The sequence below is a fragment of the Halocatena salina genome (assembly GCF_023115355.1).
Classification (GTDB): domain Archaea; phylum Halobacteriota; class Halobacteria; order Halobacteriales; family Haloarculaceae; genus Halocatena; species Halocatena salina.
In genome coordinates, this window is record NZ_CP096020.1 from 332,992 (window position 1) to 352,272 (window position 19,281).

General features: G+C 53.3%; 19 protein-coding genes and 1 pseudogene. 12 read left to right on the plus strand and 8 right to left on the minus strand.

All coding sequences use genetic code 11. The annotated features are described in order from the left end of the window. Window positions 1–51: 51 nt before the first annotated feature. Together MW046_RS14375 and MW046_RS14380 are read left to right on the plus strand one after the other, a co-directional pair. A complete protein-coding gene (locus MW046_RS14375) occupies window positions 52–285 on the plus strand; it encodes a hypothetical protein (protein ID WP_247994854.1) in 234 nt (77 codons plus the stop codon). A gap of 98 nt (window positions 286–383) precedes the next feature. Continuing rightward, the gene (locus tag MW046_RS14380; RefSeq protein WP_247994855.1) at window positions 384–1,358 is read left to right on the plus strand and encodes an endo-1,4-beta-xylanase; all 975 of its coding nucleotides are present in this window, start codon (window positions 384–386) and stop codon (window positions 1,356–1,358) included. A gap of 48 nt (window positions 1,359–1,406) precedes the next feature. Here the strand turns inward: MW046_RS14380 and MW046_RS14385 are convergent, their stop codons facing one another. After that, window positions 1,407–2,864, minus strand: a complete 1,458-nt coding sequence (locus tag MW046_RS14385; RefSeq protein WP_247994856.1) for a family 4 glycosyl hydrolase — start codon at window positions 2,862–2,864, stop codon at window positions 1,407–1,409. A gap of 279 nt (window positions 2,865–3,143) precedes the next feature. On the opposite strand from MW046_RS14385, the pseudogene MW046_RS14390 reads away from it, so the two are divergent. From MW046_RS14390 to MW046_RS14405, 4 genes and pseudogenes are all read left to right on the plus strand, one after another. Then, window positions 3,144–3,770, plus strand: a pseudogene (locus MW046_RS14390) (glycoside hydrolase family 11 protein); the annotation flags it as partial. A gap of 235 nt (window positions 3,771–4,005) precedes the next feature. After that, entirely contained in the window at window positions 4,006–5,205 is a 1,200-nt protein-coding gene (locus tag MW046_RS14395; protein WP_438268206.1) for a glycoside hydrolase family 11 protein, read from the plus strand. A 197-nt stretch (window positions 5,206–5,402) separates the two neighbouring features. Next, on the plus strand, window positions 5,403–5,861 hold the full coding sequence (locus MW046_RS14400; protein WP_247994857.1) for a cupin domain-containing protein: 459 nt from the start codon (window positions 5,403–5,405) through the stop codon (window positions 5,859–5,861). 357 nt (window positions 5,862–6,218) lie between these two features. Beyond that, window positions 6,219–6,641 carry a VOC family protein gene (locus MW046_RS14405; protein WP_247994858.1) on the plus strand — a complete coding sequence of 141 codons (423 nt, stop codon included), beginning with the start codon at window positions 6,219–6,221 and terminating at the stop codon, window positions 6,639–6,641. A 353-nt stretch (window positions 6,642–6,994) separates the two neighbouring features. Here MW046_RS14405 and MW046_RS14410 read toward each other — a convergent pair whose 3' ends face one another. The 4 genes from MW046_RS14410 to MW046_RS14425 form a co-directional block, all read right to left on the minus strand. Further along, entirely contained in the window at window positions 6,995–7,975 is a 981-nt protein-coding gene (locus MW046_RS14410) for a hypothetical protein (RefSeq protein ID WP_247994859.1), read from the minus strand. A 312-nt stretch (window positions 7,976–8,287) separates the two neighbouring features. Further along, complete coding sequence (locus tag MW046_RS14415; protein WP_247994860.1) at window positions 8,288–9,439, minus strand: rhodanese-like domain-containing protein; 1,152 nt, start codon at window positions 9,437–9,439, stop codon at window positions 8,288–8,290. A gap of 121 nt (window positions 9,440–9,560) precedes the next feature. Next, on the minus strand, window positions 9,561–9,842 hold the full coding sequence (locus MW046_RS14420; RefSeq protein ID WP_247994861.1) for a DUF7521 family protein: 282 nt from the start codon (window positions 9,840–9,842) through the stop codon (window positions 9,561–9,563). Continuing rightward, window positions 9,839–10,216 carry a winged helix-turn-helix domain-containing protein gene (locus MW046_RS14425; RefSeq protein WP_247994862.1) on the minus strand — a complete coding sequence of 126 codons (378 nt, stop codon included), beginning with the start codon at window positions 10,214–10,216 and terminating at the stop codon, window positions 9,839–9,841. Before MW046_RS14425 ends, MW046_RS14420 begins: the two co-directional genes overlap by 4 nt. 313 nt (window positions 10,217–10,529) lie before the next feature. Here MW046_RS14425 and MW046_RS14430 point away from each other — a divergent pair, with 313 nt between their 5' ends. Both MW046_RS14430 and cydB read left to right on the plus strand, forming a co-directional pair. After that, on the plus strand, window positions 10,530–11,954 hold the full coding sequence (locus MW046_RS14430; protein ID WP_247994863.1) for a cytochrome ubiquinol oxidase subunit I: 1,425 nt from the start codon (window positions 10,530–10,532) through the stop codon (window positions 11,952–11,954). Continuing rightward, window positions 11,947–12,948, plus strand: a complete 1,002-nt coding sequence (cydB, locus tag MW046_RS14435; protein WP_247994864.1) for a cytochrome d ubiquinol oxidase subunit II — start codon at window positions 11,947–11,949, stop codon at window positions 12,946–12,948. Before MW046_RS14430 ends, cydB begins: the two co-directional genes overlap by 8 nt. A 163-nt stretch (window positions 12,949–13,111) precedes the next feature. Here cydB and MW046_RS14440 read toward each other — a convergent pair whose 3' ends face one another. After that, window positions 13,112–13,327 (minus strand): hypothetical protein, encoded by a 216-nt coding sequence (locus MW046_RS14440; protein ID WP_247995240.1) that lies wholly within the window; start codon window positions 13,325–13,327, stop codon window positions 13,112–13,114. Window positions 13,328–13,512: 185 nt separating this feature from the next. On the opposite strand from MW046_RS14440, the gene MW046_RS14445 reads away from it, so the two are divergent. Then, the gene (locus tag MW046_RS14445) at window positions 13,513–13,854 is read left to right on the plus strand and encodes a pyrimidine dimer DNA glycosylase/endonuclease V (protein WP_247994865.1); all 342 of its coding nucleotides are present in this window, start codon (window positions 13,513–13,515) and stop codon (window positions 13,852–13,854) included. A 60-nt stretch (window positions 13,855–13,914) separates the two neighbouring features. Here MW046_RS14445 and MW046_RS14450 read toward each other — a convergent pair whose 3' ends face one another. Then, window positions 13,915–14,595 (minus strand): glycosyltransferase, encoded by a 681-nt coding sequence (locus MW046_RS14450; protein WP_247994866.1) that lies wholly within the window; start codon window positions 14,593–14,595, stop codon window positions 13,915–13,917. 229 nt (window positions 14,596–14,824) lie between these two features. Beyond that, on the minus strand, window positions 14,825–15,775 hold the full coding sequence (locus MW046_RS14455; RefSeq protein ID WP_247994867.1) for an ArsA family ATPase: 951 nt from the start codon (window positions 15,773–15,775) through the stop codon (window positions 14,825–14,827). Window positions 15,776–15,870: 95 nt separating this feature from the next. Between MW046_RS14455 and crtID the strand changes: the two genes are divergently transcribed. From crtID to cruF, 3 genes are read left to right on the plus strand one after another with little or no spacing between them, the layout of a single operon-like run. After that, window positions 15,871–17,388 carry a bifunctional phytoene desaturase/3,4-desaturase gene (crtID, locus tag MW046_RS14460; RefSeq protein WP_247994868.1) on the plus strand — a complete coding sequence of 506 codons (1,518 nt, stop codon included), beginning with the start codon at window positions 15,871–15,873 and terminating at the stop codon, window positions 17,386–17,388. Next, window positions 17,388–18,290: a prenyltransferase gene (locus MW046_RS14465; RefSeq protein ID WP_247994869.1), complete on the plus strand. Its 903-nt coding sequence runs from the start codon at window positions 17,388–17,390 to the stop codon at window positions 18,288–18,290. Before crtID ends, MW046_RS14465 begins: the two co-directional genes overlap by 1 nt. Continuing rightward, complete coding sequence (cruF, locus tag MW046_RS14470) at window positions 18,283–19,125, plus strand: bisanhydrobacterioruberin hydratase (RefSeq protein WP_247994870.1); 843 nt, start codon at window positions 18,283–18,285, stop codon at window positions 19,123–19,125. The genes MW046_RS14465 and cruF overlap by 8 nt, the downstream gene beginning before the upstream one ends. Window positions 19,126–19,281: the final 156 nt, after the last annotated feature.

Consider the following 19,281-nt stretch of genomic DNA (forward strand, 5'->3'; position numbering starts at 1 on the left):
ACATGATTGATATGAGTGGACACACATCATAGTCGTATGATAGACGCGTACATGAGCCGGTTCGAGCATCCCTACGTACTGGTTCTCGTACCGATCGCAGCGGTGTTACTGGGACTGTCCGCGGTCGCCCAGGCACTCGGAGCCAACCAGGTGGCGGGTTTTCTGGTCCTCTATTCGATGGCTGCACTGATCATCTGTAGTATCGGCTATGCTGCTCTGCTAACGCTCAAATACAGCACCCGTATACTCCAACAGTGGCGCATGCAACGGTCGGAAATGAACTGAACGACGCTCTCTGAGTGATCCGATGTTCAGTCGAAATCATCCCAACACGACCGAATCAGCGACACTTACATACGTATTCCCGATCATTTGACGACGGAATGTCGAACGATTCGAGCCTCAAAGAGGTAGCTACCGACCGTGGATTTCGGATCGGTGCCACACTGAACGCACAATCACTTCGAAACGATCCGAGCTACTGGAAGACAGTGAGAAACGAGTTCAACGCGATCACTCCCGAAAACGCCCTGAAGATGGGGCCGCTTCGACCCGCACGAAACACCTACGATTTCACTGATGCCGACGCGATCGTCGATTTCGGGCGGGCAAACGATATGTACGTTCGTGGGCACACACTCGTTTGGCACAACCAACTGCCCAACTGGTTCCAAGCATGGGAGTACACCGACGAACAACTCGAAACCTTTCTTCGGGATCACATCCATACCGTCGCGGGCCGATACCGGGCTACAGTCGACGCTTGGGATGTTGTAAACGAGGCAGTCGCCGACGATGGGACGCTCCGAGAGACAGTCTGGGCGGACGCGATGGGTGAGAAGTATCTCGATCGTGCGTTCCGCTGGGCCAGCGAAGTCACCGACGCGACGCTCTATTACAACGACTACGGTGCCGACGCTGTAAACGAAAAATCTGACAGCATCTACACCCTGCTTTCAAATCTCCTCGAACGCGATGTCCCGATCGACGGCATCGGGCTTCAGTGTCACTTCCTGGGCGACCGACCGGCTCCCGAATCCATCGCGGAGAACATCCGCCGATTTCAGGAGCTTGGGCTCGATGTACAGATCACCGAGATGGACGTCGCATTCACCGCTGGTGATGCTCCCGACGATCGATGCCAAGAACAGGCCGCGTACTATCGAGCGATCGCCGAAGCTTGTTTAGAAACCGGTTGTGATACACTCGTCCAATGGGGAGTGAACGACGCGAACTCCTGGCTACGGCAGTTCAAGGACTTCCCCGAACGATACACGGACGATCCACTGTTGTTCGACGATAACTGTGATCCCAAGCCCGCGTACCACGCCCTCACAGACACATTGATCGACGGCTGATTGCTCGCACACCGCGGCGTGCTCACTAAAGGGATCTGCCGGGATCACCTACTCGTACTCTGGCGATCCTGCGAGCACCTCTGACGCTTCCAGTTCCCACTCCGAAAGGTACGACGTCTCGGCCGCGACCAGTTCGGCGAACATGTCCCGGGAATCCTGTGGCGAGAGCGTACGAACTTGAGGATCGATGAGTACTCCTTTGAAGGCTTCATCGACATCACCAGTCCGCGAGGCGTCGATCACGGTCTCGATAGTGTCGACGTGGGTAGCGATTATCGACCGAATTTGACGCGGAAAACCGCCGGTCGAGAGCGGCCGGATCTCGTTAGCACGGACGAGCGCATTGGTTTCTACGATAGCACCCTGTTCGATATCGGAAACCTGTCCAGTGTTGATCATATTAACGTTCGTGGTGAAAGGATCTCCTCCTGCAAGCGCCTCTAGCACGTCCGCAAACACCTCGTGGGTGGGTTCGAGTTCGAACGCTTTCTCGCCGTCAAGCCATGCCTTGACATCGGTCGTCTGCTTGGAGTCTGTGGGAGTCCAGTGTTTGGCCCGGTAGTCACTCCCGGTCCGTTTGATACCCCAGCGGTTGAGTGTGTCTTCGCCTCCGTGAAGAAACCAGTTGGCGTACTCAACGAGATGGCGATCGCCCGCCGCGGGAAACAGACCGAAGCGCCGGAACAGTTCCCACGTAACCTGTTGGTTGTCGACGAACACACTTTCGTCTTCTAGATCCGTCGGCGTGAACACCCGATTTGCTTGCTCGCTGTCGAGGTATCCCTCTAGTAGTGGCCAGAGATCGATACCCTTGCAGTATGCCTCATCGACCCATGTGAAATGATTGATCCCCTTGACGTTGAGAGTGATGTCATCGTGGGTCGCGTCCACACCGAGGTGTTCTTCTGCGAGGTGCGCGAGGTAGAATCTGGTGCCCATCACCTCGTGGCAAAGGCCAACAGCATTGATCTCGGGATACTCGTCGTACAGCGCACGGGTGACGAAATGCACCGGATTGGTGAAGTTGAACACCCACGCGTCCGGACATTGCTCGCGGATCGTCGCTGCGAACGTTCGATAGAGAGGAATCGTCCGCATCGCCCGCATGATCCCGCCGGGACCGATCGTCGCCGAGACAGCGCCGTGGATGCCGTACGCCTGTGGAATGTCGAGGTCGTGGACGAACGTTTCAGCAGGATCGAACTGCGTCGAGGTGATAACGACATCTGCACCTGCTAACGCCGTCTCGAGATCCTCGACAGCTTCGTAGCTCCACGTTCCATTCGTCTCGCACTCTATCTCGACCCAATTCCCGAAACGAGCATTCAACTGTGCACTCTCATAGTTGACATCGTAGAGGCGAACCTCGCCATCGAGGGTCGAGAGCGCCATGTCCTGTACGAACTTCGGCACCCACTGGCGACTACCGCCGCCGATATACGTAATGATCATGTCGTCACCGTTGATCGCGGTACTTGACCGTCCCTGTTGATCTGGGAGGCTCATAGCTGGTGCATCAAGCGTACCATGATAAGTGTACGGGTAGGTATCGAAGACCACCAACAACGAATGATCTATTATTTAAATTCTATATAATTATGAATCAATGATAAGGACATACAATTTCACAGTTCAAATATCCATAATATTTATTAGGATGTATCTCTATTGTCGAACTGCAGGAGATGGATATGCATGCAAGACGACAATAAGTCACAACCATCCGACGATGGTATCGTGGAGAAAACACGAGCGGCAGACGGCCGAACAGATCGGCGTAGCTACATGAAAGCAGTCGCCACCACCGTGGCGACTGGTTTCGGGGTTGGTGCTATGGCCAGTCCGGCCGCTGCGGCCATCACTGAAAATCAGACCGGCAACGACGGCGGATACTTCTACTCGTTCTGGACCGACGCTCAAGGAACGGTGTCCATGACGTTGGGGAACGGAGGCAACTACAGCGTCGAGTGGAACGATACAGGAAACTTCGTCTGCGGCAAGGGCTGGAGCACCGGCAGCCGTAGGAACGTAAGCTACTCAGGTTCATTCAATCCGTCCGGCAACGCCTACCTGTGCCTCTATGGATGGACGACGGATCCACTGGTCGAGTACTACGTCCTCGACGACTACGGTACCTACCGGCCTGAACACGACTACAAGGGCACCGTCAACAGCGACGGTGGGACGTACGACATCTACGAATCAATGCGATACGATGCCCCCTCCATCATAGGCGAGGCGACCTTCCCGCAGTATTGGAGCGTCCGTCAGTCGAGACGGACGGGAGGTACTATCACTGCCGGCAACCACTTCGACGCGTGGGCCAGTAACGGCATGAATATAGGCAGCCACGACTACCAGATCTTAGCCACCGAGGGCTACCAGAGCAGCGGAAGTTCCAACATCACAGTTTGGTAAGTCAACAAACAGCACAGTCCGCCGGAGCCACCCATCCCCCCAGAGCCGGGGCTCTGTGATGGATCCGGTGACGACGGCGGATGAGGGAGTCCCGCCGACGAATACCTTACAACACCTCCTCAAAAGGGGTAAAAAACACGATTCAACAACCATGGCAAACAACGAATGCGACATCGAAGATACACACGATGTCGAAGATACAACGGAGAAATGCAACGACCACACCGCGATGGCAGAGAACTCAACAGATTGCGGGGCAGACGACAATCAACCGATCGAATCCGATGAAAGAGGCATGGACTCGATCGGTCGGAGAGATTACATAAAGGCAGTCTCGGCCGCTGTGGCGACTGGCCTCGGCGCCGGAGCCGTCGCAAGTCCGGCCGCTGCGGCCATCACCGAAAACCAGACCGGCAACGACGGTGGATACTTCTACTCGTTCTGGACCGACGCTCAAGGAACGGTGTCCATGACGTTGGGGAACGGAGGCAACTACAGCACCGAGTGGAGCGACACGGGGAACTTCGTCGCTGGTAAAGGCTGGGAAACCGGTGGACGCAGGAATGTGACCTACTCGGGCTCGTTCAACCCGTCCGGCAACGCCTACCTGTGCCTCTACGGATGGACGACGGATCCACTGGTCGAGTACTACATCGTCGACAACTGGGGCAGCTACCGACCCGATGGGGATTTCAAGGGTACTGTCAACAGCGACGGTGGGACGTACGACATCTATGAGACGTTGCGGGAAAATGCCCCCTCCATCATAGGCGAGGCGACCTTCCCGCAGTATTGGAGCGTCCGTCAGTCGAGACGGACCGGGGGTACTATCACCACCGGCAATCACTTCGATGCGTGGGCCAGTAACGGCATGGACATGGGCAGCCACGACTACCAGATCTTAGCCACCGAGGGCTACCAGAGCAGCGGAAGTTCCAATGTCACAGTCGGTGACTCCGGCGGGGACGGAGGCGGTGACGACGACAACGGCTCAAGTCCCATCGCGAACGGCACTTACCGTATTGCCAACGTCAACAGTGGGAAAGTACTCGACGTGGCAAACTCGTCTACCGAGGACGGTGCAAACGTCCAGCAGTACTCTTACGGTGGCGGCTCGAATCAGCAGTGGAACGTCGAAGACACCGGAAACGGCCAATATCGGATCGCCAACGTCAACAGTGGGAAGGTGCTCGACGTAGCGAACTCATCCACCGAGGACGGCACAAACATCCAGCAGTACTCCGACGGCGGTGGCGACAATCAGCGCTTCGAACTCCACGACCAGGGCGGCGGCGAATACCACGTCCAGCCGGTTCACAGTGATAAGGCCGTCGACGTGGCGAATTCGTCGACTTCGAACGGGACGAACATTCAGCAGTGGTCCTGGAACGGTGACGACAACCAACTCTGGACGTTCGAGTCGGTCTGATCGCTCTGGCGACGTGAACCTACGGTGATCGAACGGGAGTACGATTCCGGCCAGGTGTCGTATCCGAACGCCTCCCGCTCTGCACATCTCCGGCCGCCATCGAGAAATTGCACGAACAGCGTAGCGCCCGGCGCGGAGACCGTCGAATCGGAGGTGGATAACCAGATATATATCGTTTGCACGATCAACCCTCACTCATGGAGAAAGTTTCCATCGACGATGTTGAACCGGGCGCATTCGGACGAGATATCGACCGTCGCGGACTTACGGATCCACTCGGGACGAGCGATTTATCGATCAACTACTACCGACTCGAATCCGGCGAGGAATTCTCGAGTGGATTGCACACTCACATGGACCAAGAGGAGGTCTTCCTCATCGTTGAGGGTGAAGCAACGTTCGAAACGCGAGATGAGGAGATCATCGTCGGAGAAGGCGAAGTAGTGCGGTTCGCACCCGGTGAATACCAGACGGGCACGAACGAATCCGATGGCGAAGTCATTGCCTACGCGATGGGTGCACCACGCGACAGCGAGGATGTTCGTGTTCCGAGAGAATGTCCTAAATGCGGCTATGACAATCTCCGCTTGATTCCGAGCAACGATGGGTTCACCCTCGTCTGTCCGGAGTGCAACGCTGAAATCGAAGAAAACTGACAGTCCGTCCTATCCTTCCGTTGATCTCTCCGGGCGACAGTTCCTCACAGCCGATTCTCCTACCGACCGCGCTCAACCGCCCCGACGAACGAAACTGGCGTTCGTCGATTTACTGTTGGACGAGTTTCGAGCCGAGAAAAACGTCCATCTCAGTTGGTACCTAAGACGATACTGAAAAATGATTGTAGCACACGATCTAACGGGCTATTGTGACCCCGGTATGACACGCATCTACTTCGATCGTTATGATGTCGATGGCTGTCTCAACACCGGCAGATGAGCACAGTGACATTTGCATCGCTGGGTCAACAACTATGGTAGCTACCCACCTTTCTTTGAGTGGAGAAACGAACATCGATGTCAATAGAGAATATTAACGTCCTTTTCGTTGCCGGGTTCGGACCCGTTGTTAGGGGCGATGCAGCAAGCCGGGACTTGTACGCCGAACTACTGGGCATCCCCTTCAAAGACGAAAACGGATATCTACACACGACGGAGTTGCCGGGCGTCAAACAGTTCGCTCTTTGGCCGCTTTCGCAGGCCGCAGAGTCATGTTTTGGACGTGATAATTGGCAAGATGATATTCCCACACCACAAGGATGGATCGAGTTTGAGGTAGAGAATATTGAAGCAGCAACAGCCGCGCTAAAAGCAGAGGACTATCGTCTCCTTGTTTCTACCCAAGAAGAACCATGGGGACAGACTGTGACTCGTCTGATCGAACCGAACGGATTGTTGGTAGGAATAACGCACACACCTTGGATGAGAGAGACAGCATAACTTACATAATAAAATTAATATATAATAAGTAATTTAATGGTTATATATTGACTAATCGTATTGGAGTATTTTCGACACCGATATGGTAGGACAGTATTTGAAAATATATCGTCTAATAGTTGATGTATTATCTGACGCGCTGTTTAGTCATACCACGGTCGCTACCCGGTTTGATATTCCGACGCTCTAATTACTGTCACAGAGCGAACCAGAGGCATAAATCATTAATCTCAAAAATAGCATCTATAACCTTCTAAAGAATCAATGTACGTTCGATGATCGAAGTACAAAAACCACAAATAACCAATATATCGATCGGATAGTATGAGGTCAGTTGGAAGCAGTCGTCATAACTAGTGTTCGTCCTCGTCAGAATATTTCGGGAGAGCAAATATTGATGAAAGAGGCAAATAAAACAAAATATGTTCGCGTCCAAACGAACCGGGAGATGGTCTCGATGAGGATTCGTTCGGTGATGAAACGTTCTGTGCCACTCGATAGCTCCAGCTCACATTAATTCGGAAAAAGTCATTGACGAGGGTCTCGGGATATCTATCATACAACAGATCATAGATGGATATTCCCTGTTGTCGTGCCTGATTGCATCCCGGTTGAGGGTAGAACTCACGCGCGAAAAATGCATAGGTATCTGGATACTCAAAGATACCATCGAAAAACTCTTCGATCGATGTAGACGCGTTCGAATCACCTCGTATCGCATCATCGTTGATGGCATCGGTGAGCGGTTCGATCGCGTCCAATTCAGGAGCGACATCCTGTCGACGATCGTACGATGAGAAGTAATCAATACAGCAGTCCGGATATCCGTGCAAACGGCCTTGATACTGCTCAAAACCGTTTTGTTTGTCACTCATGATCGTCTCGATATTTCGTTGTATGATCTCCTCCGGATCCGGAGATGAGTCTTCCCGGAAGAAGTAGATACGTGCACCGTATCTGATTCTACCCTGCGTACGCAGCCATTCAGGAACGATGAAACAAGTGCCTGGAAAATTGTGTTTTAGATACTGGACTTCAGGCATCTGTTGTAGAATCTGTCGAAGCCTTCTCGAGGCCGTCTGAAGATTGTCTTCGGTGAACGATTCAATATCGACGTTGATATTATTTATCAAATCATATGACTGAGTGATTATTTCTCGTCGTTTCCGCAAGTCAACGCTGTCGATAGCATCTATCGCTTTCAACTGGCCGCGGAAATAGCTCTCGTCGATTTGTATACTTGCCCCCTGACGCTCTTGCTCAAGCACTGCGTAACAATCGAGTGCAGCAAACGTTGGAAGACCACCAACACGATCTCCTACTTGGGACGACATAGCTGTGTTACTATCTTGTTATAGGACCATAAATATCTATCGATTAGTTGTCATATGGCGAGAGCATATAAGACCATGGAGTTAGATGAAATGATATATAATATATATTATATTACTGTATTTAGATACGTAAGTGGAGATCGTAGAAGAGGCGTATTTTATCCCATAGCGTTCAATACCGTTATCGAACAGCGCCTAAACACCCCTACTAGACGATATCTTCACTGCTCTCTATCACTTCATATAAATTTAATATCATATATTTCATCGTTATATATCAAATATAAATAGGATATACAATTTCGTGTCCTCTCAGGCCGCACAGTTGTTCGCCCCAGTCTCAAGCATCGTGGCATCCCGACTGCTCTCAACGCTTTCTGTTCCGAGATTGATGCTGATAACCGTCTTATAGTTGTCTGGTTTCTCGGGGACGTTCTCGACCATCCACTCGACGAATTCCTCTTCATCAAGGGTAACGAGATCAAGTTGGTTGCGAACGTCGCCAAGTGACGCTCCGACCGGTTTGCCTGGCGATGCGTTCTCATAGGTGCCGTCGTTATTTACTGTGACGTGGCCGGGCAGAACAACCATTTCGTCTGGAAGTTCCAGTAGCGTCTCATGAAGGGTGTCGTACTGCATTCGTGCACCCTTCTCAGCTGCATCTTCGCCGAATTCGAGTTCCGTGCGTCCAACCGAATCGAGGAACAGGCTGTCACCAGTCAGAACGACGTCATCACCGATACGGTAGACGACCATCTCCGTGGTGTGGCCCGGTGCGGCCTGTACTTCCACGTTCGTCTCCCCGACGGTGATCGTCTCACCGTCTGCCAGTGGTTCGAATCCGTACTGAATATCGCGTTCAGTCGCTCGTTCACCAAGATGGTAGGGAACGTCGAGCGCCGCTGCGAGGTCCCGACCACCCGAGATATGATCAGCGTGAACGTGCGTATCGAGAACCCGTGTAATCGTCAGCCCCTCCATTGCAGCGGTAGTTACGTACTGGTCGGTGTGTCGTGTGGGATCGATGACAATAGCCTCATTTGCACGTTTTGACCCGATGAGATAACTCAGACAGCCCTTTGCGCGGCGCTGAAACTGAACGACGAGGAGATCGTCGTTCCCGGTGTTGATACGAGTCGTCTCATACAGTGCGTTCCAACCACGCATGCCTCGATTGACGACCGCGACGTCGTCGAATCCGTTGGCGTCTAACTCGGAAGCAAGTCTCGTCGATGTCGCCCCCTTCCCACAAATAGTGATTATCTCGGTACCGTTGGCTAGTTCCTCGATTTCCGCTCGTTGATCGTCATTCAGGGTCTCGGCGGGACCGAACGGAACGTTCGTGGCCTGTTCGATACGCCACGCTTCGTAACTATCTTCTGGACGGGTATCAATGAGCGTGTACTCGTCTCTGTTCGAGTCTTGGCGGTCCGCGAGTTCTCTAGCGGTGATCTTCTCGAACATATTTCTACTGTGTGTACGGTATTGGAGCAGTTAAACATTTCAGCAGTTGTCGGGGAAGAGCTTCCAGTTGCGTGTAAAGCGCCGATGGTGTTTATCCACGTCAAGCTGCTGTGAACCGTAGTCACCGTTCGATGTACAGCGAATAGATGATGATCCCAAAGCCGATCGCCGTCAAGAGACTGTTAATGAGAACGCCGGTCTGGAGGGCAACATCGAGAAGCTGGTGTGCAATCCCAGCGAGAAGTGCACCGATGGTAACGACGCCAAATCCAAGCGCAAGAGCACGGAGTGATGGTGCTCCAGTCCGCCGGTGGGCTTTGTAGGCGATGTACGTGATACCACTTCCCAAAAGCAGTATGATCGTTTTGATCGCAATAATTCCGAATGCTACCGTTTGACTCATAGTTCTTCACCCATTTCTGACCACATATCAGCGAGTCGTTCGTCTGCTGTCCGCTCCGGCCGGTTTATCCTCACATCGAACTGATCGTCGTCTGTTATGGAAACGTTCAAACTCGCTATATCTCGTTGGTAACGTGTGATTCGGCCGCGGTCGGGATGAACACTGTGGAGTTCTCGCACGAGTGTAGCCGTACTCAAGAGATCCAACTTGCGGTAAAGGGTTGAGGTGGATATCTCACAGCGTTCGCCGAGTTCTTTGGCAGTCATAGGTTGTTCGGTCTCTTCGAGAATGGCTCGACAGTCGGGGTCATCCAGCGCATCAAGGACGTCCTGTATCGCCGGCGAGTCTTCATTCTTCACTGGATCGGTCCCCATTGTCGACTTTTGATGCGCAGACGGAATAGGCTATCCGATCCCTCAATGTGCTGGGAAGGACCTGCGTGCCCATGATAGACATTACTCGTAGACCCCCCAGAGAAACGGATATTATGCTGTTTCCCAACAGCTGAGAATTCCCCGGCGGTTGACCTCGTGGTGGTTCCAACCTCCTCTATGTTGAAGCCGCCGGACAACCAGAACGTTCAGATGGAGTCAGTTCTCGTATTCCGAGAGCGACAGCCACTCGAACGCGGGCACAACGCTCCTCCCACGGTTAGTATTCGATATCCGCCGTGGCAGGTGACCTCCGATGGTTGATCCAGTCCTCGCAAGCCGATTGCAGTTCGCTATCACGGTTATCGTCCACATCATCTTCCCCGTGATGAGTATGGGTCTGGCGCCGTTTCTCATCTACTTTACGTGGAAGGAAATACGCTCTGGCGATGCTATCTACGAGCAGCTCCGGCGATTCTGGACGAATATTTTTGCCGTGAGCTTCGCTGTTGGCACCGTGACCGGACTTGTGCTTGAATTCGAATTCGGCACAAACTTCGCCGCCTTCTCGACGGTCGCCGGCGAACTGTTCGGTGGACCCCTCGCGCTCGAAGGCATGATGGCGTTCATGCTTGAAGCGACCTTTCTCGGGGTCTTCGTCTTTGGCCGCGATCGTGTCTCGGATCGGCTGTACTTCCTGTCGAGCGTTGCAGTCGGTCTCGGGACATGGCTGTCTGCCGTCTGGATTCTGATCGCCAACTCGTGGATGCAGACCCCCCGCGGGTTCGAGATGGTCACCGAGAACGGCCAACGCGTCGTGCATCTCACCGATGCGCTCGCAGCGTATTTCAACCCACGATTCCCGTGGATGTTCGTCCACATGCAGAACGCCGCGGTCGAATCGGTCGCGCTTTTTATGGCCGGTGTCGCCGCCTACTACGTCTTCCGCCATCACGTGTGGGGCTATCCTATCCAGCAGATCGACTTCTGGGAGACGACGCTCAAAATCGCACTCATAGCCCTCCTCATCACGGCTCCGCTACAAGCGATTCATGGCGACGCCTACGCACGGCACGTTTCCGAGACGCAACCACAGAAATTCGCTGCGATGGAAGCTGTTTGGGAGACCGAATCGTACGTCCCTGAATATATCGTCGCAATCCCGACGACCATCGATCAGTTGCTGAATCCATGGGCGAAAGATCTCTTCGGAATCGGTATCCCGGGCGGGGCATCGTGGCTTGCCAGCGGCGGGAATGCACAGGCAACGATCCGTGGACTGGACGCCTTTTCGACGCAAGCACCTCCCGTCGCGATCGTTTTCTGGGCCTTTCGGATCATGGTCGCACTCGGCTTTTGGTTCATCGTACTGGCGATTTGGGGAACGTATCGATGGTGGCGCGGGGAACTGTTCGAAGACGACCTGCTCCACAAGGCACTGATGGGCTCGTCGCTCCTGGGGTTCGTCACCGTCGAACTCGGATGGATCGTCACTGAAGTCGGACGGCAACCGTGGGTAATTCAGGGCATCATGAAAACCACAGACAGCGTCTCACCCGGTCTGACGGGTGCTGAAGCGACGTTCACACTCATCGGCTTCATCACCGGCTACACACTATTGTTGGGGCTGTACATCTACGTTGTCGCTCGTATCATCAAAAGCGGACCGCCGCCACGTGACGAACTCGATTCGATCGATCGATCGCTTCAGACGGATACGGAGGTGACCACCAATGACTAATGTTGAACAACTAGCGACCGAACCGTTGTTCGGATTGCCTCTCGCTGACCTCTGGTTTGTCCTTCTGTTTTTCATCCTCGGAATGTTCCTCTTTCTTGATGGCTTCGATTTCGGTATCGGTATACTGTTTGCAATTCACGACGACGATGAGGAAAAAGCACAGCTACTCGCGGCTATCACCCCGTTTTGGGACGCTAACGAGGTGTGGCTCGTCGTCTTTGGCGGTAGTCTGTTCGCTGCCTTTCCAGTCGTGTACGCGAATTTATTCAGTCGGTACTATCTATTGATGTTCGCGATTCTTGCTGCATTGGGCCTTCGAGGTCTGTCACCGGAGATGTACGAACAACGTGAGGACGAGCGATGGCGACTGTGGTGGGGGCGAGCGTTCGTCCTCGGTAGTCTTACAGCGCCGTTCTTGCTCGGAATGTTCATGGCGAACTGGCTGGTTGGAGCGACAACGATCATCACGCTTCCGGGCATCGTCGTCGGACTTGCCGTCGTCGCTCTCACCGTCGTCGACGGTGTCGCATTCCTGCGACTGAAGCTATGTGGGGATCTACGGGATCGAATTCGGATGGACGGTTACCACGCGCTTACAGCGTATCTCATTTTATTTGTATTAACAATTGGATATATCCAACTCACGGTCTCCGCGCTACGACCGGATCTACGTTCGCCCGTTATAGCCGGTCTTGTCGTTTTGACGTTCGTTCTCGCCGTGTTCTACGCCGGAGCAACGAGCCGCGATCAGTACGGTCTCGCTCTCGGGGCAACAGCGGGTCTCGTCTTCTCCCTCATGGGTATCGTTGCCAGTCTGATGTTTCCGATTGTCGATCCCGGTTTCGAACTCACAGTGGAGTCGGCCGCCGTCTCGATACTCCCACTCAACATCATGTCAATCGGTGCTGTCCTCTTGCTTCCCCTAATTTTCGTTTACTTTGGCGTCCTCTACTCGGCGTTCAGCGGTCCAGTAACAGCGGACGAATCCTACTAATGGGACCGATTCCGTCACATAAATGTCGAACGACAGACCTCCTTTCGATGCAGTTCTCTGTCCGTGTAATCCTGCCATCCCTGCCGTCCGAGTGAGAACGATGTATCTCAGCAGCGACCGATCGAAACACAGTAGTTATTATTCAAAAAATAATAAATTAGTATTATTCCATCTCTTCTTGCATATTCTCAACCATATCCGTCTGTTCGAGATAGCTCGCGAATGCGAGGATCGTGGGGGGCCAGAGGCCAATAAAGATTCCTCGTCGTTGCTTTCCTTGTAAGAAAAACACGTACCACGAGTATAGGACGGACATCGCTGCTGCGACCACCGCCGCACTCGATGCCCTATCTGTGGGCTGTGTACCTTGCTGAGACATCAATTATTAATTTACGCCCATTGTATTAAGCGTTATTACCCAGATTTAGTAATTTATACAATGATATTATATGTTGTTCATGTTTAGGCTGTATTTTACTGTTGGTGTGAAATCGTAGTAGTCATGGGCTAATAAATCCGGTTAAATCGATGGTGATCTATGAGCGAGTTTCTTAGTCGAGATGGATGACTCGAATGTGGTGCGTGCCACCGGAGATTCTCTGTGATGACCATCTGCGCGGCGAGCACGCGGAACACCACCAGCTCGTTGGGACGATCCTGAACCACCCCTACGGAGAAGCTATTGCTGCTGGCCACGCTGAAAAGGGTAATATCGACACTAGCCGACTAGAGGAGCGTCACGACGAACTCGCCGAAGAGATGGAGCGGCGCGGATTCAACCACGAATCACCGCTCGAATACGACGGACCTGCATTCGGAATCGGAGCAATCGATGTCGATCACAACCGTTCGGATCTGTTAAATCGGTGTGATGAGTGCGAGGATAGAGCTGCAAAGAGATATTAAGAACCATTCCTACAACACTATATCTTAATAAAAAATATTATACAATATATGTGCGTGATACTACGGAGACGGGGAGGTTCTCCGTCGCCATTCACGTATCGAGTAATACAGTAAGGTTCGTGTCAAGCCCAACGATTCGATCCGTCGAGCCGACGTTTCGACGAGTATCGCTGGACAGGTGGCCGTTCGATACTCTTCTCCGAAACGGCGACTGAAATCGACGTCCTCGTTCGGAACGTCCAAAAAGCCTCCCACTTCGAAATACGCTGTGTCTGTGACGAAGCAGTTGAATCCAGGAAGAATGGGATCTGAGAGACGAGGAAACAGGTAGTTGACTGTCCACTCCGCTATCTTTGCGCGTCGACACCCGACCACACGACAGTGTGAGGTTGCTCCACCAATACCGGCTGTAGTGGTGAATTCGAGCATCGTATCGAGATAGGCCGGGGACACCGTGGTGTCGGCGTCGATGAACGCGAGCCACTCGCCTGTCGCGTGTCTGGCACCGATGTGTCTACTCGGTCCTACATCGGCCCCGTCGCAGTGATAGACAGTCGCACCATGTTTTCGAGCGACAGCGCGCGTTGCATCGGTGCTTCCGCCATCGACGACGAGAACTTCATATGAGTAGGTAGTCGTGAGTGCGTCGATACTTCGGAGAGTTGCTGGCAAGGTCGTCCTCTCGTTGTAGGTCGGGATCACAAAGCTCACGACCGGGGGGGTGACTTCGTCCAGCACCATCGATGTATCTAAGACGCTGTTGATACTTAACTACCTATTCATGAAAAGAAGGAACAGCCAGTCCGTAGCGATCGGACACCCCCCATCACGAGTGATACCCCCTCGTTCAGGGCATCGCACTCTTATCATCACAGTCTATCGAAGTGACGACAACTGACTCCTGTACGTTACAACGGTACTGGTGTAACACTATAGAATAATAATTAGTAGATCCACTTCCTGTAGATCGTCACGTCCGGAGACGAATCCGATCAGCGATCGGTTCGAGCGTCGCAAGACCGTGTACCTCTCCATCGATCCGCGGAAGCTGCTGGATTTCCAACTCGGAAAACCGTTCTTGTACTGCTCTGATCGTTTTCTGTTGGGTTTGACGGCGCGTATGACACTGATCGCAGTTCTCGTTGATGTTCTCAAGAACTTTGTTTACCACGAGGGTTTTGACCGGAATATCGAACGTACGGAGTTGGTCCACGAGGCGTTCCGTTTCACGGACAGCCATCGTTTCGGGAACGAGTACCACTCGGAATTCGGTCCGTTCATCGTCGTGAAGGATATCATCAACTCGTTTCATTCGGTCTTGTAATGAGGTGATATCCGGGGGTTCCTCATCACCAGCACGGTTTCCTAGTGCGTAATAGGCTGGTCCAAGCATCAATTGACGGGCTGAATCAGCTTTACGCCGTACTTGCTCTCGGACTGAAAGTACGGTGTCGAGTGTCGAGTCCATCACAGCAGGAAGGTCAAGCAAACGAAGTGTATGTCCGGTCGGAGCGGTGTCGAGGACGATGGTTTCCCACTCATCGGTATCGACGTAGTTGATGAGAAGGTCGAGAGCAGCGACTTCGTCACTGCCGGGCGCGATGCCCGCAGAAAACAACGCTTCGATCTCGTTCTCATCAAGTCGAATACCGACGTCCCTGAATTCGTCGACTAGCGCCGAGACCATACTCTGATACACATCCCGTCGCTGTTCTGGGTCGATTTCGACCGCTTGGAGATGCTCGCGGATCGAAGTGGGTTCGACAGACACATCCATCTCGAACGAATCCGACAGCGAGTGAGCGGGGTCTGTCGAAATAACGAGGGTTTCGGTACCACGTTCAGCGAGCGTAAGCCCGGTTGCAGCTGCACAGGTCGTCTTGCCGACGCCACCCTTACCGCCATAGAAAACGTAGTTCATTACAGCCAGTCATTCGGTTTGTAGCGGCATAAGCGCGTGGCGCAATCACTAATATCAAACATATACTTTTAGCCGTTCCCCGACTCATCTTCAGTATGGCACTCAAAGCGATGAGAACAACGGACGCCTGTCTCATCGACACATCCGTTGTCGTTGTTGGAGGTGGATTCGGTGGGCTCTCTGCCGCCTGTTATCTCGCACGGGCCGGTGCGGACGTCGAACTCATCGAGAAGAACGCTCAGTTGGGAGGACGTGCATCCAGATTGGAGATGAACGGATTTCGTTTCGATATGGGTCCCTCGTGGTATCTTATGCCGGACGTTTTCGAGCGGTTTTTCGGGCATTTCGATCGAGAAGTCGGAGAGTACTACGCACTCGACCGACTCGATCCCCACTACAGGATCTTCTTCAAAGACGACGACCGGGTCGATATCACACCGAATCGGGAGCAGGTGATCGAAACGTTCGAATCCTACGAACCGGGGGCAGGGGATGCCCTCCGAGAGTACCTCGCAACGAGCGAGGAACAGTATTCGATCGCGATGGAGAACTTCGTCTACGAGGATCGTCCACGTCTACGTGACTGGATCGACCGTGACGTGATGAATGCCGCCTCGATCGGGTTTCAGTTGCTCGGCACGATGGACGAATACGTTGCTGACTACTTCGATCATCCGAAGCTCCAACAGATCATGCAATACACACTCGTTTTCCTCGGTGGAGCACCGAAGAACACGCCTGCGCTCTACAACATGATGTCCCACGTTGATTTCAATATGGGCGTCTGGTATCCGGAGGGCGGTATCGGTCGAGTGGTCGATTCTATCACCGATCTCGCCACGGAACTCGGGGTCACGGCGACGTTAGAGACGGAAATCAGCGAAATAACCCGCAAGCAGGAGCGTTTTCGCCTCGAAGCCATCGGGGGAGATGTCTTCACCTCCGATATCGTCGTTAGCGGTGCTGACTACGCTCACACTGAACAGGAACTGCTTCCTTCCCGCGCACGTCAGTACGACGCGGAGTACTGGAACGAGCGAACGTACGCACCTTCGGCGTTTCTCATGTACCTCGGCATCGAGGGGCATGTCGATCCGCTTTCTCACCACACCCTCGTCTTGCCAACCGATTGGAACCAACACTTCGAACAGATATTCGACAGTCCAACGTGGCCCGACGATCCAGCATACTATCTCTGTGCACCTTCGAAGACCGATGATGGGGTTGCTCCGGACGGGCACAGCGCTCTGTTCGTACTCGTTCCTATCGCGGCAGGTCTGAAGGATACGACCGATATTCGGGAGCAGTACCGCGATTTCGTGCTCGATGATATCGCCGAAAACACCGGTGCCGATCTGCACGACCGCATCGTCTGCGAAGAGCTGTTCTGTATCGAGGATTTCATCTCGACGTATAACAGTTGGAACGGAACGGCACTCGGATTAGCACACACCCTCCGCCAAACAGCCCTCTTCCGGCCACCACATCGGTCAGCTGCGGTCGATGGGCTGTACTTCGCAGGGGGGTACACCACCCCGGGAATCGGAATGCCGATGTGTCTCATTAGTGGCGAACACGCCGCAGACGCAGTCATCGAGGATCGGATGGACTAATGCGTGGTCCTAGATTCCGTTCCACGGTCGATATCGGTGGATATCTCCCATCGGAATCGACACGTGTCGGTTACCTCCTTCGGCTGTCTCGGCCTCGATTTTGGCTGTATCTCGCCGGACCAGTTATCGTCGGCGTCGTGTACGCTGCAGAGACCGTAACCGATCTATTCCAACCGATTGCACTCGCATTGTTCGGGTATTTCTTGGTGCCTGCCAACGTGTTCCTCTACGGCATCAATGACATCTTCGACGCAGATATCGATGCGCACAACGCGAAAAAAGCAGGTCGTGAAGTTCGTTACGAAGGTAGTTCGTTCGTCGTTGCTGTCGTACTCGCGTGCGGACTTCTCGGCGGCACATTCATCCCCATTCTTCCCACGGAAGCGAGCGTCTCGTTGATCGGGGTTCTCGTTTTAGCTAGCGAATACAGCGCACCCCCGTTCCGGTTCAAAACGACGCCGGTGTTCGATTCTCTGGCCAACGGGCTGTATATCGTTCCAGGAATTACCGCATACGCAGCCATAGCTGGGAGATATCCACCGTTTGCGGCGGTTGCTAGTGGCTGGCTCTGGACGATGGGAATGCACACCTTCTCAGCGATTCCGGACATCGAACCGGATCGTCAAGCAGGCATCGAAACGACTGCGACCGTTCTCGGCGAACGACGGACATACACTTACTGTACAGCCTGCTGGCTGGCAGCGTCGCTCATGTTCGCCGTCGTCCATCCGTTTTTCACCGGCGTACTCTCCGTGTATCCGCTCCTTGTCTTTGGTATCCGTCGTTCATCGGTGAATGTGACTGAAGCATACTGGTGGTTTCCGGTAATCAATACGCTCACCGGGATGGTGTTCACACTCGGTGGGCTGTGGCTGCTCGTGTTCGGAGGAAATCATGGCTGAAGTGTCCCCGACGTTCAATCGACAGCGCGTCGAACGTGCGTTCGATGCGATGGTTCGTGAGAACCGCTCTCTCTTCGGTATCGTCGTCCCAACCGTCGGGGTAGCTATGCTTCTCGCAAGCACCGAATCGATACTACCAGCGCTGCTGTCGTTCGATTCATCACTCATCCTGATCGGCGTCGTGGCGATGCGATTGCCGCTTATCGCTGGTCTCTTACCGCTCATCGACCGGAAGGCAGCAACAGCCCTCGTCGTACTCGCCGTCTATTCATACGGTATCGAGTATGTGGGGATAACCACTGGTGTACCGTACGGCCAGTTCTCCTATGGGGTTGACCTCGGACCACTACTGTTCAGTAAAGTCCCACTTGGACTCCCGATATTCTTTATACCAATCGTAGCAAATTGCTGTCTGCTGTGGCTGCTGTTGCTCGATGAACGCCCTGATCGGACGTTCATCTGGAGTTCGATCATCGCCGTCATCGGAATGGACCTCATCCTCGATCCGGCCGCCGTTGCACTCGGCTTTTGGTCGTATAGCGGCGGTCTCTACTACGGGGTCCCGATCTCGAACTACCTCGGTTGGATCGTGTCGGCGACCGTTGCCGTCGTGATATTCAACTGGGGCTTCGAACAAACGGCCGTCCTCGAACGGTTACACCACTGTGAGTTTATGCTCGACAGCCTCACGGCGTTCGTCATCTTTTGGGGAACGATCAACGCTTATCTCGGGCATCTCCTCCCTGTCGCAATCACAGGACTGTTCGGACTCGGGCTGATGAAAGTGGATCGTTTCATCCCCCACTCTATCTATCAGTTTAAACTCAAACGGTGATGGGAGTACTTCCACAAGGTAGCAGACGATGGAAAACTGTTCATGGATATGGTCGAAGGAGACACTATCAGATTTCATACGACAAAAAGACCACAGGGTAACCACCCCTCAGTATTTCAGCTAGACCGGCAGTAATTAAAATAATAGTAGATTCAT